This window comes from Streptomyces sp. NPDC032198 (genome assembly GCF_040636975.1).
Taxonomy (GTDB): Bacteria; Actinomycetota; Actinomycetes; order Streptomycetales; family Streptomycetaceae; genus Streptomyces.
Genome location: NZ_JBEZVL010000015.1, coordinates 202,077 through 218,310 on the forward strand (window position 1 = coordinate 202,077; position 16,234 = coordinate 218,310).

The following is a 16,234-nucleotide window of genomic DNA, read 5'->3' on the forward strand; positions in this document are numbered from 1 at the left end:
ACTCCGGCCGATGACACATGAGGTGGTTCATCGCGTGGTAGACGAACTCCCGCTCCTCCGGGCGCCGGGCCAAGGCGTGCGCCTCCACTCGGAGGGTGCTGCCGGACCGTGAGGCGCGCGACAGAGAGGGATGCTGACCATGACGGAGGAATCACCGTCGATCGTGCATGACGTGTCGGTCGCGGCAGCGGTCGGGCGGCGCGCGCTGCCGAACCGGCTCTGCACCGCGTTCACGCAGTCGACGGGCGCACAGCGCGCTGCCCTTTCCTGGCTGCCCCGGCTCGAACACTGGCAACTGCTGCACGCCACCGACGAACCCGCCCTGCAGGCCGAGGCCGCACAGTTCACCCGCGCCGACGGGCCCTCGGTCAGCGCGGCCCTGGGCATGCGGCCCGTGTTCGTGCCGGACCTGCGCGACTACCCGTGCCGGACGGGGCCGCCCCTGTCCGAGGAACTGCCGGGCACCCGGCGCGTGCTGGCGCTCCCGCTGCACGACGGTCACACCCCGGTCGGCGTGCTGTGTCTCTACTACACCGAGTGCACCGACGTGACGCCCGAACACATCACCCACGCGCAACGTGCCGCCTCCCTCGCGCTCGACGCGCTGCTGCGCTGGCGGCCCGTGCACGACGCGGGCACCGGCTGCCGCCGACCGGTGTGGACGACCAGTACGCGCGCGGCGCGCTGGGAGCGCATCCACCAGGCGGCCGACTACGTGGCCACCCGTCAGGAGTGCGCCGTCGCCGAGGGTCTTGCGTGGCTCCAGGAGGTGAGCGCGCGCGACGGTGTCTCGCTGCTCGACGTGGCCGACACCGTCCTGCAGCCGTCCCTCGCCCACCACGACGACGAGTCCGAAGGGAGGAGCGGCCATGAACGAGCCCGTGGAAGTGCTGCTTGACCGCGTCCGGGAACGCGGGGGTTACGCGGAGCGGCAGGAGGCCGCCGGAGCGGTGCAGAGCGTCCTGGAGATCCTGGGGGAGCACCTGGTGGGGGACGACCGCACCGACCTCGCCCGGCTGCTGCCCCGCCCGTGCGGTCCGCTGCTCACCGACGGCTCACCGGCCAGCGAGCCCCTGACACCCGCGGCCTTCGTCGCGGCGGTGGGCGCACGCGTCGGCCTCGACACGGCGCAGGCCCGCCGCGCCGTCACCGCCGTCCTCGCCACCGTCGCGGAGGTCGCCGACGACGCCCTGCTGCGCCGCATCCTCACGCAGCTTCCGCCGGGCCACGCCGGTCTGTTCGGCCGTACGGACCCCACGTGAACCGCCCGAAGCGGAAGCGGATCCATCGCGCGGGCGAGGGCAGACGGAGACACAACACCCCCTGAAGTGGAGGCTCGTGATGGCACGGACAGTTCCGCAGGGCAAGACCAGCAGGACCGCAAGGACCAGCAGGACAGCCAGGACCACCGGGGCCTCGAAGACCCCGAGGACCTCGAAGGCAGCCGGGAGCCGGAGCGCTCCCGGCTCGCCTCCGCTCTCCGGGTGGGCGCGGGCGATGGCCATGCTGCTCGCCTTCGCGGGGACGGTGGTCTTCGCGGTGCTGCTTGCCCGGCTGACGCTGGAACCCTCCGCCGCGTCCGAGTCCTTGACACACAGCAATCTCCGGCCCGGCGACTCGATCCGCGACTATCTCGCCCAGCCCGCGTTCCGCGACACCGTCAAGCAGCTCGGCGGCAACATCGTGCTGGGCCTGCCGTTCGGCATGCTGCTACCGGTGCTCGTACCTCGCGCCCGGGGGCTCATACGCGTCACGGCCGTCACGGCACTGGTGATGCTGCTGGTCGAGCTGGCCCAGGGCTTCCTCGTCACCGGACGGGCCTTCGACGTCGACGACGTGCTGCTCAACACCACGGGTGCCGTGGTCGGTTACCTGCTGATCGGCCGCAGGATGGGCCGCGCCGTGCACCCTCGCCGCCGGCACTGGTGGCACCGCTTCACGAAGCGGTCCACCGCCGCCGACTAGTCACCGCTCACACCGTGAGGCGGCCGATGTCCTGCGGGTCGAGGCCGGTCAGCCGGGCGATGCGCGGCGCGGGGATGCCCGCGGCCAGCGCCCGGTGCACCAGGGCCTCCCAGTCCTGGGTCGTCTCCCGGAAGTCCAGCAGCTCGCCCTCCATGTCCGTGACGGACTGGGGTGCGCACTCCTGCTGGACCCGCAGGGCCTCTTCCTCGCTCAGCGGGACGGGCAGGCGCTCGGCGTCCTCGGGGATCAGCGACTCCGCCTCGGCGGGCAGGATCCGGACCAGTTCGGACGAGGCCGACACGTCGTGGGCCTGCAGCCAGCCGTGGACGGCGGGGGTCTGCGCGCACTCCAGTGCGCCGACGGCGGCCAGCGCCGTCCCGAGGCGGGGGTGCCGGTCGGTCAGGAGGAAGAGGTATGCGTCGTTGGCCATCGTGGGGGAGTCGCCTTCTCGATCGGACATCAGCGGTGCACTGATGCTAACGCCCGCGAGCGGACGGAATCCCGCCTTCCACCGCGTTGCCCGGCCGGGGCCTCAGTGCGCGGTGAGCATGCCCTCGCGCAGCCGGGCCAGGGTGCGGGAGAGCAGGCGCGAGACGTGCATCTGGGAGACGCCGAGGCGTTCGCCGATCTGTGACTGGGTGAGTTCGTCGACGAACCGCAGCCGCAGGATCTGCCGGTCGCGCTCGCCGAGTTGGGCGAGCAGCGGGGACAGGGCGTGGAAATCCTCCACGAGCTCCATGGCGGGGTCCTCCGCGCCGATGAAGTCCGCGAGGGCGGCCTCGCTGTCGTCGCGGTCGCCGTGGACGGTCGCGTCCAGCGAGGTGGAGTTGTAGCCGTTGGCGGCCATACGGGCCTCGATGACCTCGTCCTCGGTGAGGTCCATCAGCTCGGCCAGTTCGCTGACCTTGGGGGAGCGGCCGAGGCGGGTGCTGAGCTCGTCGGTGGCCTTGGCGAGTTCGACGCGGGCCTCCTGGAGGCGGCGCGGAACGTGCACGGCCCAGGAGGTGTCGCGGAAGAAACGTTTGATCTCGCCGACGATGTACGGCACGGCGAACGTGGCGAACTGGACCTCGCGCGAGAGCTCGAAGCGGTCGATCGCCTTGATCAGGCCGATCGTGCCGACCTGGACGATGTCCTCCATGTCGTCGCTGCGGTGGCGGAAGCGCCCGGCGGCGTACCGGACCAGCGACATGTTCATCTCGACGAGGGTGTTGCGGGCGTACTGGTACTCGGGCGTGCCCTCTTCGAGCGTGGCGAGCCGGGTGAAGAACAGCTTCGACAGGTCACGGGCGTCCTGCGGCCCGATCTCCTGGGGAGAGGCGATCTCCGGCAGTTCCGCGAGGCGTGTGTCCGTGGATGTACCGGTGGCCGCTGTCATGATGTCCCTCCCCAGTCCGCCGGCCCTCCGTCGTCCCCCGACCGGCCGGTGAAGCGCACGTACCCGCACGGCGGCGCTTCATGCGTGTCAATCCGCAACAAGATCCGTTGTCCGCCGCGGCGTTACAGGACCCGCATTCCGGGCAAGTGGTCAGCTTGGACAGCGGCCATCCCCTATTCGGACAGAGGCCACCCTGAACGAGGAGGGCTCATGAGGACGCAAAGGACGCGACTGGACACCGGACCGGCCGAGCTGGACACCGGAGCGTCGGACGGAGCGGTTTTCGACAAGCGGCCGGAGGCCGTCGCCCACGCGCGGGACTTCGCCCGCGCCTTCGTGGACGGGCTCCACCCGCCCGTGGGCTCCCAGGACGTCGTGAGTGTCGAACTCACGGTGTCCGAACTCGTCACCAACGTCGTACGGCACGCGCGCGGGACCTCGTGTTCCCTGCGTCTGCAGGCGCAGCCGGACGGCATCGCGGTGACGGTCGGTGACGCCGACCCGCGACCGCCGCAGGAGCGGGCGCCCGATCTGGCGGGCGGCACCGGTGGATTCGGCTGGCCCATGGTCCAGCACATGGCGAAGACGGTCACCGTGACCAGGGGACCGAACGGCAAGACCATCCGGGCCGTACTGCCCCGGTGACGCAGCTGCCCGCGGTGCCGTGCGGCGGACGCCGCGTGACAGGCGTACGGCATGAGAGCGCGCGGGCGGGGCAGGAGGCACCAATGGACGACCTGTCTCAGCTACTCCAACAGACCATGCGCCGCCGTCATCTGACACCGCAGGCGATCGCTGACAAGACCGGGATCCGCACCCCACGCATCCGGGCCTTCGCGCAGGACGGCGCCGAGGGGCCCGTCCGCCCGACCGACGAGGAACTGGCCGAACTGGCCGGCGCCCTCGCCCTCCCCGCGATCAAGGACACCGCGCGGCCCACGGCCGCGGCGACCTCTCCTTGACGGCTGGACGGCCCGACCCCGCTCCCGGTCTGCGGCGCCTTGGTCTAGACCCCCTGCTAGCGTCTGCCGCACGAGTGCCCCCTGGACACGGTGCTCGGTCCAGAGTCGAGAGGGGAACGCAGTGGTCGGCAGGCACGGCGACAGTCAACGGGCGTACATCGGGTCCTTCACCGCGGCGGGCGGGGCCGGGATCCTCACCGCTGCCGTCGACCCGGACAGCGGTGCGCTGACCGTGCTCGGCGGGACGGACAGCCTCGCCGACCCCTCGTACCTCGCCCTGTCGGCGGCGGGCGACACGCTCTACGCGGTCAGTGAGACGTCCGACGGGGCCGTCGCCGCGTACCGCCTGAACGGCGACAAGCCCGAACCGGCCGGGGCGCCGGTCGCGGTCGGCGGGGACGCGCCCACGCATCTCGCCCTGCACGCCGGGCACGTCCTCACCGCCAACTACGGCTCCGGCAGCGTCACCGCCGTGCCCGTGCGCTCCGACGGGAGCCTCGCACCCGCACCGTCGGGCGTCCTCGCGCACACCGGCGCGGGACCCCATCCGCAGCGCCAGCAGCGGCCGCACGCCCATCAGGTGCTGCCCGATCCGAGCGGCCGCTGGGTGGTGAGCGTCGACCTCGGCACCGATTCCGTACGCGTCTGTGAGCTCTCGGCGGCGGGCGAGCCGATCCTGCACCGGGAGATCGCGCTGCGGCCCGGCTCGGGCCCCCGGCATCTCGTGTTCCACCCGCGCGGCGATCGCGCGTACGTCCTGAACGAGCTTGCCCCCACCCTCACGATCTGCGCCTGGGACGCCTCCGAGGGGGCGCTCAGGCCGCTCGGCGAGGCGGCCGTCCTGCCGGGCCCCGCGGACGGCGACGGCGAAGCGTTCCCCTCCGAGGCCGTCATCGCGCCCGACGGCCGCTTCCTGTGGACCGCGACCCGCGGTCAGGACGTCATCTCGGTGCTCGCCCTCGACGCGGCGGGCGACCGGCCGCGACTCACCGCCACCGTGCCGTGCGGCGGCCACTGGCCGCGTGACCTGGCCATCGACCCCTCGGGCCGGTTCCTGTACGCGGCCAACGAGCGCTCCGGCGACGTGACCTGGTTCGCCGTGGACCCGGAGACGGGCATCCCCCGGCGCGCGGGCTCGGTCGAAGCTCCCGCCGCCTCCTGCGTGATCTTCAACTGAGCCACCGGGCCCGCGTACGCCGATGGGCCCGCCCCCTGCATCAGGGGGCGGGCCCATCGGCGTGACGGCATCAGGTCTGCCGGCGCGGTGCGGTCAGTGGACCGGCGCGCCCGACGGCTGCTGCGGGGCGATCCCGAGCGCCGACGTGTACTTGGAGAGGGCGAGCTTGCCGATCGCCGGGTAGGCACCGAGCGACTCGGCGACCGCGCAGCCGGCCTCCTTGGCGGCCGCGTCGAGGAGGCTGCCGTCGATCTCGGGACCGATCAGGTACGGGGCGAGCGCCAGCTGCGTGGAGCCGGAGCCGCGCAGCTCCTCGGCGGTGTTCGCGATGGCGCCCTCCTGGTCGAGCGCGGCGGCCATCACCGGCACCGCGAGGCGGGCCGCGAGCAGCATGCCGGTGATCCCGGCGGCCTGCACGGCCTCCTCGCCGCCGACCGTGGCGAGGACGATGCCGTCCGCCGCGGTGGCCACCGTGAACAGCCGGGCGCGGTCGGCGCGGGCCAGACCGGCCTCCGACAGGCGCACGTGCAGTCCCTCGGCGAGCAGCGGGTGCGGGCCGAGGACGTCCGTCAGCTCGGCGGGGGCGCGACTGTCCATCACGGCCTGGCGCACGCGTCGCATCAGCGCGTTGTCGGGACCGGCGAGGAGGGGGACCACGACGGCCACGGGGCCGTCGGGCTCGGCGACGTCCGCACCCGCGGCGCGCGCCTGCTCGAAGCGGGCGGTGCGTTCGTTGGCGGCGTGCGCGAGCACGGAGTGCAGCGAGGGGAACTCCGGGAACGAGGTGACCGTGGCGTCCTCGGTCCCGTCGAGGTACCCGATGCGGGCGTCGAGGCCGGGGAGCTCGGAGCGGGCGATGCTCACGACCTCTTCGGCGAGGCTGCGCGTGGCGCTGCTGGGTACGCCCGGTACGGCGAGAACGAGCGCGGGCGCGTTCTCGGGAGCCGCCACGGGCTCCGGGCGGCGGTGCCGCCCGGGCTGGCGGGGTCGCGGCATTCGTACGGGCAGGCCTGATGCGGGCCCAGTGGAGGAGCTCATGGCGCCGCATGCTACTGGTTTCGGGGGCTTCGCTGTTCGGGGAGGGTACAGGTGGGCGGTATAAGTCCGCTTTTGTCTTATGAGTTACGTAGAGGACGACTGTCACATTACGGAGTGGTCATCCTGGGTGGTCAACTGTCGTATTCGGTGTGCAAGGTGAGCATGCGGGCATCGAGCGGCAGACGCAGCCGGTCCGCGCCGGTGTCGGCGGCGATGCGCAGGGCGCCGTCCAGCGGATCACCGGCGGCCGTGACCAGTCGCACATGCCGCAGGAGACCCTTCAGCTCCGCGCGCACCGGGCCCAGCAGTGCGTCGCCCATCTTGAACAGGCCTCCGGTCAGGGCGACTTCGGGCTGTTCCCCCTGACCGGCCGCGTCGGACGCCGGGCAGACGGCCGCCGCCGCTTCGGCGATGTGCCGGGCGGCCTCCCGCAGGATCGCTTCGGCCACGGGGTCGTCGGGGACGCAGTGCGCCACTTCGGGTGCGAACGAGGCGAGCATCGCGGGCCGGTCCGTACGGGGATAGAGCTCGCCGGGCAGTCCCGGCGCCGGACCGAAGAGCTCCTCGGCGCGGGCGAGCAGCGCCTTCGAGCCGCCGCGCCTTCCGTCGAACGCCCGCATCGCCGCTTCGAGGCCCGCACGGCCGATCCAGGCGCCGCCGCCGCAGTCGCCGAGCAGATGCCCCCAGCCGTCGGCGCGCTGCCAGGCCGCCAGGTCCGTGCCGATCGCGATCATGCCGGTGCCCGCGGCGACGACCGCGCCGGGGCGGTCGCCGAGCGCGCCCGCGTACGCGGTGACGGCGTCCGCGGCGAGCGCGAGGCGCCGTACGCCCAGGGCTTCGTGGAGGGCGCCCGGCAGTTGCGCGCGCAGGTCGTCGCCGAGGGTCGCCATGCCCGCCGCGCCGACGGCGACAGCGGTGACCCGCCCGGCGCCCGCCTGGGCGAGCAAACCCCGTGCCATGGGCAGGAGTTGCTCGATGAAGTGCCCGGCGTCGATCCCGCGCGCCCCCGTACGCACGGGCTCGTTCGAGCTCACCGCGGCCGGGCGGTCGGCCTTGTCCGGGAGGCCGAGGGCGACCCGCATCCCGGAGCCGCCCGAGTCGACGCCGAGGACGCACGGGGCGTCCGTCACGGAAGCCGCCAGTCCACCGGCTGCCCGCCCTGCTGGACGAGGAGGTCATTGGCCCGGCTGAAGGGGCGCGAGCCGAAGAAGCCGCGGTCCGCCGACATCGGCGACGGGTGCGAGGACTCGACCGACGGCAGCGGGCCGAGCAGCGGCCGCAGATTGCGGGCGTCACGCCCCCACAGGATGGAGACGAGGGGCCGGCCGCGGGCGGCGAGCGCCTTGATGGCCTGCTCGGTGACCTCCTCCCAGCCCTTGCCCCGGTGCGCGGCGGGGCGCCCCGGGGCCGTGGTGAGCGCCTTGTTGAGCAGCAGGACGCCCTGCTGCGTCCAGGGCGTCAGGTCGCCGTTCGACGGCTGCGGGACGCCCAGGTCGGAGCCCATCTCGCGGTAGATGTTGATGAGGCTGCCGGGCAGTGGGCGCACCTCGGGCGCGACCGAGAACGACAGTCCCACCGCGTGCCCGGGGGTCGGATAGGGGTCCTGGCCGACGATCAGCACCCGCACCTCGTCGAAGGGCTGCTGGAACGCGCGCAGGACGTTCGGCCCGGACGGGAGGTAGGTGCGTCCCGCGGCGATCTCCGCGCGCAGGAAGTCGCCCATCTCGGAGATCTTCCCGGCGACGGGTTCGAGGGCCTTCGCCCAGCCCGCCTCGACGATTTCATGCAAAGGTCGTGATGCCACGGCGTCACCCTACTGCCGTAACGGGGGCGTCGATCAACCGATGGCCGCCGCCCTGACGCACAGTACGTCGGGCAGGTGGGACGCCAACTCCCGCCAGCTGTCCCCGTCGTCCGCCGACGCGTACACCTCGCCGTTGCGATTGCCGAAGTAGATGCCCGCGGGATCCTGGCCGTCGCTGCACATCGCGTCGCGCAGCACCGTGCCGTAGTGGTCGTCGGCCGGGAGGCCCGCGCTGAGCGGCTCCCAGCTCTTGCCCGCGTCGGACGTGCGGTAGACGCGGCACCGGTGGTCGGCGGGGACGCGGTCCATGTCGGCGTTGATCGGGAAGACATAGGCCGTGTCCGCGCGGTGCGGGTGGGCGACGGCCGTGAAGCCGAAGTCGGAGGGCAGGCCCTCGCCGATGTCCGTCCAGTGCGCGCCCGAGTCGTCGCTGCGGAACACGCCCCAGTGGTTCTGCAGATACAGGCGGTCCGGGTCGACGGCGTCCCGCGCGACCTTGTGCACGCACTGGCCGAACTCCGGGTTCGGGTCCGGCAGGAAGGCCGCGGAGACGCCGTTGTTCGACGGCGCCCAGCTCCGGCCGCCGTCCAGCGTGCGGAAGACCCCGGCGGTGGAGACGGCGACCGTCACCGCGTCGGGGTCGCGGGGGTCGGTCAGGATGGTGTGCAGGCCCTCGCCGCCGCCTCCCGGCACCCACCGGTCGCGCGTGGGGTGCTCCCACAGGGGCCGCACGAGCTCGAAGGTCTCGCCCCGGTCCCGCGACTTGTACAGGGCCGCCGGTTCCGTGCCCGCGTACACGACGTCCGGTTCGGCGGCGGCCGGGTGCAGTTGCCAGACCCGCTCCAGGGACGCCCCGGTGTCCTTCGGGAACTTGACGGCCGCCTTGGGCGGCTCCGTCCAGGTCTCGCCGAGGTCGTCGGAGTGGAAGACGGACGGGCCGAAATGGGAACTGTCGCCGCCCACCAGGAGGCGGGGCGTACTGCCGCGGGTGTCGATGCCCACCGAATAGATGGCCTGGGCGTTGAAGTACGGGCTGTCGTCGAACCGCCAGGTGTTCGAGCCGCCGCGCCTGCGGCCGATGAACAGGCCCTTGCGGGTGCCTACGGTCAGGATGATCTCGGCCATCACGGCCACCTCCGGGACGTCGTTGTCTCAGGTATGGCTCAGTCTGCACCTCGGCACTGACAGTCACCCCCGGACAGGGCGTTCCCGCAGGTCGGTACGGGTGTGGCGGAGATGGCGCAGGTCCCTCGCGGCACTCCCGGATCAGCCGTTGCCGGACAGCTCCGCGGCCACCCGCGCGATCATTTCCGGCCCCACCCGGCAGCACCCCCCGACCAGCCGCGCCCCCGCGTCCCGCCAGCCGGCGACCCGGCCCGCGGTGAAGTGGGCAGGACCCCGCCACGCCCTGGCGGCCGCGTCCCACGTCTCGCCGCTGTTCGGGTACGCCACCACCGGCTTCCCCGTGATCCGCGCGGCCAGGCGCACCGCCGCGTCCGCGTCCTGGGGGTCGCAGCAGTTGACGCCGACCGCGAGGATCTCCTCGGCGTCGGCGGCCAGCGCGAAGGCCTCCGTCAAGGGCTGGCCCGCCCGTGTGTAACCGCCGGAGACGGTGTACGAGAGCCAGGCGGGCACCCCCAGGCCGCGCACCGCCCGCAGCAGGGCCCGCGCCTCGTCCGTGTCCGGCACCGTCTCCAGGGCGAGCACGTCCGGCTCCGCGGCGGCCAGGACCTCCAGGCGCGGGCGGTGGAAACGTTCGAGCTCGGCCACCGTCAGGCCGTACCGGCCCCGGTACTCGGAGCCGTCCGCGAGCATCGCCCCGTACGGGCCCGCCGACGCGGCCACCCACACCTCGCGGCCCGCGTCCGCTCCCGCGTCGCGGGCCAGCTCCACGCTCAGGCGCAGCAGTTCGGCGGTGCTCAGCGCGTCGATGCCGTGCTGCGCGAAGCCCTCGAACGTCGCCTGATAGCTCGCCGTGGTGGCGATGTCCGCGCCTGCCTCGTAGTAAGCGCGGTGCGCCGCCGCGATCGCCTCCGGCTCGTCGGCCAGCAGCCTCGCCGACCACAGGGCATCGCTCAGGTCGTGCCCGGCGGCCTCCAACTGGTTGGAGAGGCCGCCGTCGAGCACGAGCGGGCGGCGGGTCAGTGCTTCCGCGAGTTTCACACCGCCGACGCTAGCCGAGGCGCGGACAGGGGGAAGTGGCACGCGACCTGGTGTCCCGGGCCGTTCGGCGTGCTCACCCGCGGTTCCGTGGTGGCGCAGACGTCCTGGGCCGCCGGGCAGCGGGTGCGGAAGCGGCAGCCCGACGGGGGCTTCGCCGCCGACGGCGTCTCGCCCTCCAGGGGAGCCCGGTCCAGGCCGTCCGCCGCCTGCGGGTCGGGCAGGTTGACCGTGTCCAGGAGCCCCCGCGTGTACGGGTGCAGCGGCTGGGCGTACACCTGCTCGGCGGGGCCCGACTCGACCAGCTTGCCCAGGTACATCACGCCCACGGTGTCCGCGAGGTGGCGCACCACCGCCAGGTCGTGCGAGATGAACAGATACGTCAGGCCGCGCTCCCGCTGCAGCTCCCGCATCAGGTTCAGGATCTGCGCCTGCACGGAGACGTCCAGCGCGGAGACCGGCTCGTCCGCGACCACCAGATCCGGCGAGAGCGTCAACGCCCGTGCCAGGCCCAGGCGTTGACGCTGACCGCCGGAGAACTCGTGCGGGTAGCGGTGCACGGCGCCGCGCGGCAGGCCGACCGCGTCCAGGAGCTCGGCGATCAGCTTCTCCTGGTCGGCGCGGCTGCCGACCCCCTGGATAACGAGGGGCTCCCGCAGGATCTCGCCCACCCGCATCCGAGGATCCATGGCGGCCGTGGAGTCCTGGAACATCAGCTGCACGCGCCGCCGGTGTGCCCGCCGCTCGGCCCGTGACATCCGCGCCGGGTCGTGACCCTCGAACATCACCTGCCCGGCGGTCGGCTCCTCCAGGCCCGCGACGATCCGCCCGAGGGTCGTCTTGCCGCAGCCGGACTCGCCGACCATGCCGAACGTCTCACCCTTGCGGACCGTCAGGGACACCCCGCCGACCGCGCTCACCGTGCCCCGGCTGCGCGAAAAGGCGCCGCCCTTGAGGGGGAAATCCTTGACCAGGCCGTCGAGTTCGAGGAGTACGTCACCGGGCGCGCGTGGGGCGGGCACGGCCGGCGGGACCACGACCTCCTCCTCCGAAGCGTTGTCCGGCACGGGGTGGAAGCAGGCGAACCGGTGCTCGCCGCCCCGCACTTCGTCGTCCGTGAGCGGCGGCTCCGTCGTACGGCACTCGTCCGTGGCGAAGGTGCAGCGCGGCGCGAAGCGGCATGCGGTCGGGCGCACCGCCAGGTTCGGCGGAAGGCCCGGGATCGTGTGCAGCGCGGTGCCGCTGTCCGCGGCCCGCTCGGGGAGCGAGGCGAACAGGGCCTCCGTATAGCGGTGCCGGGGTCTCGCGAACAGGCCGCGCACATCGGCCTGTTCGGCGACCTTGCCCGCGTACATCACCGCGACCCGGTCGACCCGGTTGGCGATGACGCCCAGGTCGTGCGTGACCAGGATCATCGCCATGCCGAGGCGTTCGCGCAGGCCGTCGATCAGCTCCAGGATCTGGTGCTGGGTCGTCACGTCGAGGGCGGTGGTCGGCTCGTCCGCGATGAGCAGCTTCGGCTCGCAGACAAGCGCCATGGCGATCGCCACGCGCTGGCGCATCCCGCCCGAAAGCTGGTGCGGATACGCCTTCATGCGCTCGGCGGGCTGCGGCATGCCGACCAGGCGCAGCATCTCCTCGGCCCGCGCCCACGCGTCTTTCCTGCTCAGCTCGGGGCGGTGCAGGACGAGCGGCTCGGCCACCTGCGCCCCGATCGTCATCGTCGGGTTCAGCGAGGTGAGCGGGTCCTGGAAGACCATGCCGATGGTGTTGCCCCGTACGTCCTGGAGGACCGGCGCGGGGGCCGCGGCCAGGTCCCGGCCGTCGAACAGGACGCGTCCGCCGGTGACTTCGCCGCCGGGCGGCAGCAGCCCGAGGACGCTGAGCGCGGTCATCGTCTTGCCGCAGCCCGACTCGCCCACGATGCCCAGGGCCTCACCCGGGTCGAGTTCGAGGGAGATGCCGTCGAGGGCGTGGACGGTGCGCTCGCGCGAGGTGATGTCGACCCGCAGATCGTCGATCTTGAGCAGGGGCTCGGTCTTGAGCGAAGGCTCGGTCATCTTGTCGGTTCTCCCTTACTTCCGCAGCCGTACTTCGAACGCGTCCCGCAACCCGTCACCGATGAAGTTGAACGCGGCGACGACCAGGACGATCGCGATGCCCGGCGGGAAGATCAGCCACCAGTAGCCGTTCTGGGTGTAGGTGATGCCGGCCGAGAGCATCGATCCCCAGTCGGCCGACGGCGGCGGGATGCTCAGGCCCAGGAAGGCCAGATAGCTGACGTAGAGGATGGCGTCGGCGATCTGGAAGGTGCAGTTGACGATGACCGTGCCGATCGCGTTCGGCACGATGTGCTTGAACACGGCCCGCGCACCGCCGCCGCCCATCATCCGCATCGCCTGTACGTACTCGCGGTCGCGCAGCGAGAGCGCCTCGCCGCGCACCAGGCGGGCGGGGGAGAGCCAGGCGACCGACGCGATGATGACGATGAGGACGCCCTTGCTGGGCGTGATGATCGCGGCGACCACGACGAGCAGGAACATCGCGGGGATGGCGAGCGCGGCGTCCGTGATCCGCATCATGGCCGCGTCCACCCAGCCGCCGAAGTACCCGGCGACGGCGCCGTACACGGTCCCGAAGAGTGTCGCCAACAGCCCAGCCGCCAGGCCGATTTCGAGGGACGTCTGCCCGGCGACCATCAGCCGCCCGACCATGTCGTAGCCGAGGTCGGTGGTGCCCAGGAGGTGGCCGGAGCTGCCCGGAGCGAGGTTCGCCTGGGCGAGGTCGGTGTGCACCTGCTCCGTGGGGTGGAGGAGCGGTCCGAGGTAGCTGAAGGCAAGGAGAAGCACCAGGACCACCACGCCGGTCAGGGCGAGCTTGTTGCCGGTGAAGACCTGGAGCGTACGGCGGGCGAGGGAGGGCGTGGCCTGGGCCGCCGCCTCGTTGCCCGGAGCGGCCTCCGGGCTGGCAGGTGCGGTCGCGGTACTCATGCCACGCTCCGGATCCGGGGGTCGAGGACGGCGTACAGGATGTCGGTGAGCAGCGAGCCGACGACGGTGGCGATGCCGACGACGAGCGTCACGCCGAGCAGCACCGGGAAGTCGGAGCCCTGCGCCGCGTTCCAGAACAGCAGCCCCATGCCGGGGTAGTTGAACATCGACTCGACGACGAGCGCACCGCTGAAGAGCGTCGGCAGATACAGGCCGAGCAGTGTGGCGAGCGGGATCAGGGCGTTGCGCAGGACGTGCCGGACCATGATCCGGCGGCTCGACTGGCCCTTGGCCATCGCCGTACGGACGTACTCCTCGGTGAGGTTGTCGAGGACCGCCGAGCGCATGTAGCGGCTGAACATCGCCACGATGCCGAACGCCATGGTGACGACGGGAAGCACCAACCCCGTGAAGTCTCCGAGGAGTTCGCCGACGCTTTCGCCCTGAGGTGCCTCCGCCGGAAGGATCGGCATCACCTGCGCGAACAGGATGATCATGATGAGGCCGAGGAAGAACACCGGCGTCGCGTAGAGGAGGAAGGCGATGCCCGTCATCGCGTAGTCCGACGCCTTGCCGCGGCGCACGGCCTGCAGCAGGCCGAGCGGGACGGCGATGACCACGGCGAGCGCGGTGGAAAGGACCGTCAGGAGCAGGGTCTTCGGCAGCCGCTGCTTGAGCAGGTCGAAGACCGGGGAGTTGAGCTTGAAGGACTCGCCCAGGTCGCCGGTGAACAGCCGCTTCAGGTACATCATGTACTGCGCGGGCAGGGAACGGTCGTACCCCTGCTGGTGGTTGAAGGTCTCGATCTGCTGCGGGGTGCCCTTCGGGCCGAGGATGGCGCGCGCGGGGCCGCCGGGCAGCATGTGCAGCAGCGTGAAGACGATGACGGAGACCAGGAACAGCACGACCAGCGCCTGAAGGAAGCGCTTGACCAGAAAGCCGGTCACTTGTCGGCTCCCTTCTTCTTGACGTAGTACCAGTCCTGCGGCGCGAAGGTGACCGTCGGGTTCTGGCTGATGCCCCGCAAGTCGTTGCGGATCACGGAGACCTGATAGGCGGGGTTGGGCATCCACATCACCGGCAGCTGCTCGGCCAGGTACTCGCCGTACTCGTGCACGGCCTTCATGTCGGGGGAGTACTGCACGCCGCGGATGATCCGGTCGGCCCGCTTGTCGCTGTAGTTCCCGAAGTTGGCCGAGGCGCCGGTGGAGAAGAGCTGCTCACCGCTCGGGTTGAGCGGGTAGTACCAGCTGCCGGCCGTGCCGAAGAACGACATGTCCCAGTCGCAGCCGGGGTCCTTCGCCTTGCAGGGGACGGAGTTGCCGAGCACTGAGTTCAGCGGCTGCTGGCGCACGGTGAGATCGATCCCCGCCTTGGAGAGCGAGGACTTGAGCTCCTGCATCATGTTCGTGGTCTCGGTGGAGCCGGACTGGGAGAGCAGGGTCAGTTCGAGCGGGGCGTTCCTCGCGATGCCCTTGCCGCACTCGTCGGCGCCCGTCCCCGGGCGCACGCAGCGGGCGGTGCCGTCCTCGGTCCGCCAGCCGTGCGCGGTGAGGAGCCGCCGGGCCTCGCGCACGTCGAAGGGGTACTGGTTCTTCTCCATCGCCCTGGACAAGTACTGGCTCTTCGGCGTCACCGGCACCGGACCGAGCGTCGGCGTGGCGCTGCCCTGCCAGATGACGTCGCTCATCGCCTTCTGGTCGACGAGATGCTGCATCGCCCGGCGGATGTAGAGCTGGTCCATCATCGGGCCCGCGTGCGTGGAGTTGAAGTTGTAGACGATGTACGTCGCAGCCCAGCCCTCCCACGGATCGACGCGGTAGCCCTTCTCCTGGAACTTCTCCTTCTGCGCCATCACCGACGGCGGGATGTAGCCGTAGTCGACGCCTCCCGAACGCAGGACGTTGTACTCGGAGTCGGCGGTGGTGAAGGGCTTGAAGACGACCTTGTCCAGGTGCGGGCGCTGCGACTTCGGGCCGGTGTACTTCTCGTTGGGCACGATGGTGACCTGGCCGCTGTCGCGCCAGCCCGCCAGTTTCCAGGGCCCGTTGACCGTCTTCCACAGCGGATCGGAGCCGTACGATCCAAGGCTCTTGGCGTGCCGCGTGAGCCGCGCGAAGACGGTCTTGGCGCCATCCTTCGTGCGGTCCCAGTCGCCGACCTTTCCGCCCTCTGTCGTGGCGTCCCAGGCGTGCTGGGGCAGGGCCCGCAGCAGCGTGAGCTGGTTGGCGGTGAACCAGTCGGGGTTGTACGCGCGGCTCAGGTGCAGGCGCACGGTGTGGTCGTCGACGGTCTCGAACCGCTTGACGTTGTCGGGCATCGTGCCGACCGAGTAGTTGCCCCAGCTCGTCTTGTTGGCCTTGACGAGGTTGAACCAGAACTCGATGTCGCGTGAGGTGACCGGCTTTCCGTCGGACCACTTCACGCCCTCGCGCAGCGGCACGGTGACCGTCTTGTTGCCGTCGCTGAACTTCGGCTCCCGGCCCAGCGTGCTCGGGCCGTGTGTGGTCAGCGCGCCCTTCTCCTGCACGGCGTCGTACACGGGCATGAAGAGCAGTGACTGGATCCCGTAGTTGTACGAGGCGCCGTAGCCGGGGGCGCCGATCGGGAAGATCCAGTTTGGCGTAGCGGCGGGCGGCAGGGCCATCGTGGCGGTGCCGCCCTCGACCGGAGTGCCGCCGGTGGGGCCCATGTCGACGCGGCCGCCCTCCTGCGTGCAGCCGGTCACTGCCGTGAGGGCGAGGGCGGCAACGGTTGCCG

17 protein-coding genes are annotated in these 16,234 nt (G+C 71.7%); 6 read left to right on the forward strand and 11 right to left on the reverse strand.

Annotated features, from left to right (window positions below; translation table 11 throughout):
• Positions 1-139 precede the first annotated feature (139 nt).
• The 3 genes from AB0E78_RS34160 to AB0E78_RS34170 all read left to right on the forward strand — a co-directional run bounded on the left by AB0E78_RS34160 (position 140) and on the right by AB0E78_RS34170 (position 1,965).
• The gene (locus AB0E78_RS34160) at positions 140-898 is read left to right on the forward strand and encodes a GAF domain-containing protein (RefSeq protein ID WP_361840996.1); all 759 of its coding nucleotides are present in this window, start codon (positions 140-142) and stop codon (positions 896-898) included.
• Positions 870-1,262 (forward strand): DUF2267 domain-containing protein, encoded by a 393-nt coding sequence (locus tag AB0E78_RS34165; protein WP_361840997.1) that lies wholly within the window; start codon positions 870-872, stop codon positions 1,260-1,262. The genes AB0E78_RS34160 and AB0E78_RS34165 overlap by 29 nt, the downstream gene beginning before the upstream one ends.
• 79 nt (positions 1,263-1,341) lie before the next feature.
• On the forward strand, positions 1,342-1,965 hold the full coding sequence (locus tag AB0E78_RS34170; RefSeq protein WP_361841000.1) for a VanZ family protein: 624 nt from the start codon (positions 1,342-1,344) through the stop codon (positions 1,963-1,965).
• Between the two features lie 7 nt (positions 1,966-1,972).
• On the opposite strand, the gene AB0E78_RS34175 is transcribed toward AB0E78_RS34170, so the two are convergent.
• Complete coding sequence (locus tag AB0E78_RS34175) at positions 1,973-2,425, reverse strand: DUF6003 family protein (RefSeq protein ID WP_361841002.1); 453 nt, start codon at positions 2,423-2,425, stop codon at positions 1,973-1,975.
• A gap of 72 nt (positions 2,426-2,497) precedes the next feature.
• Positions 2,498-3,343 carry an RNA polymerase sigma factor SigF gene (locus tag AB0E78_RS34180; protein ID WP_361841005.1) on the reverse strand — a complete coding sequence of 282 codons (846 nt, stop codon included), beginning with the start codon at positions 3,341-3,343 and terminating at the stop codon, positions 2,498-2,500.
• Positions 3,344-3,553: 210 nt separating this feature from the next.
• Between AB0E78_RS34180 and AB0E78_RS34185 the strand changes: the two genes are divergently transcribed.
• The 3 genes from AB0E78_RS34185 (at position 3,554) to AB0E78_RS34195 (ending at position 5,482) form a co-directional block, all read left to right on the forward strand.
• Positions 3,554-3,988: an ATP-binding protein gene (locus AB0E78_RS34185; RefSeq protein ID WP_361841008.1), complete on the forward strand. Its 435-nt coding sequence runs from the start codon at positions 3,554-3,556 to the stop codon at positions 3,986-3,988.
• Between the two features lie 83 nt (positions 3,989-4,071).
• Complete coding sequence (locus tag AB0E78_RS34190) at positions 4,072-4,305, forward strand: XRE family transcriptional regulator (RefSeq protein WP_361841010.1); 234 nt, start codon at positions 4,072-4,074, stop codon at positions 4,303-4,305.
• Between the two features lie 121 nt (positions 4,306-4,426).
• Entirely contained in the window at positions 4,427-5,482 is a 1,056-nt protein-coding gene (locus tag AB0E78_RS34195) for a lactonase family protein (protein ID WP_361841013.1), read from the forward strand.
• Between the two features lie 93 nt (positions 5,483-5,575).
• Here the strand turns inward: AB0E78_RS34195 and AB0E78_RS34200 are convergent, their stop codons facing one another.
• From AB0E78_RS34200 to AB0E78_RS34240, 9 genes are all read right to left on the reverse strand, one after another.
• Positions 5,576-6,520, reverse strand: coding sequence for a hypothetical protein (locus AB0E78_RS34200; protein ID WP_361841015.1), 945 nt, complete (start codon positions 6,518-6,520; stop codon positions 5,576-5,578).
• A gap of 131 nt (positions 6,521-6,651) precedes the next feature.
• Positions 6,652-7,650: a BadF/BadG/BcrA/BcrD ATPase family protein gene (locus tag AB0E78_RS34205; RefSeq protein ID WP_361841018.1), complete on the reverse strand. Its 999-nt coding sequence runs from the start codon at positions 7,648-7,650 to the stop codon at positions 6,652-6,654.
• A complete protein-coding gene (locus tag AB0E78_RS34210; protein WP_361841020.1) occupies positions 7,647-8,324 on the reverse strand; it encodes a uracil-DNA glycosylase in 678 nt (225 codons plus the stop codon). The genes AB0E78_RS34205 and AB0E78_RS34210 overlap by 4 nt, the downstream gene beginning before the upstream one ends.
• Before the next feature lie 33 nt (positions 8,325-8,357).
• Positions 8,358-9,449, reverse strand: a complete 1,092-nt coding sequence (locus AB0E78_RS34215) for an exo-alpha-sialidase (RefSeq protein WP_361841023.1) — start codon at positions 9,447-9,449, stop codon at positions 8,358-8,360.
• Positions 9,450-9,590: 141 nt separating this feature from the next.
• Complete coding sequence (gene mmuM / locus AB0E78_RS34220; protein ID WP_361841025.1) at positions 9,591-10,487, reverse strand: homocysteine S-methyltransferase; 897 nt, start codon at positions 10,485-10,487, stop codon at positions 9,591-9,593.
• Positions 10,484-12,544 (reverse strand): ABC transporter ATP-binding protein, encoded by a 2,061-nt coding sequence (locus AB0E78_RS34225; RefSeq protein ID WP_361841028.1) that lies wholly within the window; start codon positions 12,542-12,544, stop codon positions 10,484-10,486. The genes mmuM and AB0E78_RS34225 overlap by 4 nt, the downstream gene beginning before the upstream one ends.
• 15 nt (positions 12,545-12,559) lie before the next feature.
• Positions 12,560-13,474, reverse strand: a complete 915-nt coding sequence (locus AB0E78_RS34230) for an ABC transporter permease (RefSeq protein WP_361841031.1) — start codon at positions 13,472-13,474, stop codon at positions 12,560-12,562.
• Positions 13,471-14,421 carry an ABC transporter permease gene (locus AB0E78_RS34235; RefSeq protein ID WP_361841034.1) on the reverse strand — a complete coding sequence of 317 codons (951 nt, stop codon included), beginning with the start codon at positions 14,419-14,421 and terminating at the stop codon, positions 13,471-13,473. Before AB0E78_RS34235 ends, AB0E78_RS34230 begins: the two co-directional genes overlap by 4 nt.
• On the reverse strand, positions 14,418-16,202 hold the full coding sequence (locus AB0E78_RS34240; RefSeq protein ID WP_361841037.1) for a peptide ABC transporter substrate-binding protein: 1,785 nt from the start codon (positions 16,200-16,202) through the stop codon (positions 14,418-14,420). Before AB0E78_RS34240 ends, AB0E78_RS34235 begins: the two co-directional genes overlap by 4 nt.
• Positions 16,203-16,234 lie beyond the last annotated feature (32 nt).

Bases quoted from the DNA above. Each gene is read 5' to 3' on its own strand.
- AB0E78_RS34160 (WP_361840996.1), top strand. From the start codon at position 140: ATGACGGAGGAATCACCGTCGATCGTGCATGACGTGTCGGTCGCGGCA.
- AB0E78_RS34165 (WP_361840997.1), top strand. From the start codon at position 870: ATGAACGAGCCCGTGGAAGTGCTGCTTGACCGCGTCCGGGAACGCGGG.
- AB0E78_RS34170 (WP_361841000.1), top strand. From the start codon at position 1,342: ATGGCACGGACAGTTCCGCAGGGCAAGACCAGCAGGACCGCAAGGACC.
- AB0E78_RS34175 (WP_361841002.1), bottom strand. From the start codon at position 2,425: ATGTCCGATCGAGAAGGCGACTCCCCCACGATGGCCAACGACGCATAC.
- AB0E78_RS34180 (WP_361841005.1), bottom strand. From the start codon at position 3,343: ATGACAGCGGCCACCGGTACATCCACGGACACACGCCTCGCGGAACTG.
- AB0E78_RS34185 (WP_361841008.1), top strand. From the start codon at position 3,554: ATGAGGACGCAAAGGACGCGACTGGACACCGGACCGGCCGAGCTGGAC.
- AB0E78_RS34190 (WP_361841010.1), top strand. From the start codon at position 4,072: ATGGACGACCTGTCTCAGCTACTCCAACAGACCATGCGCCGCCGTCAT.
- AB0E78_RS34200 (WP_361841015.1), bottom strand. From the start codon at position 6,520: ATGAGCTCCTCCACTGGGCCCGCATCAGGCCTGCCCGTACGAATGCCG.
- AB0E78_RS34215 (WP_361841023.1), bottom strand. From the start codon at position 9,449: ATGGCCGAGATCATCCTGACCGTAGGCACCCGCAAGGGCCTGTTCATC.
- AB0E78_RS34225 (WP_361841028.1), bottom strand. From the start codon at position 12,544: ATGACCGAGCCTTCGCTCAAGACCGAGCCCCTGCTCAAGATCGACGAT.
- AB0E78_RS34230 (WP_361841031.1), bottom strand. From the start codon at position 13,474: ATGAGTACCGCGACCGCACCTGCCAGCCCGGAGGCCGCTCCGGGCAAC.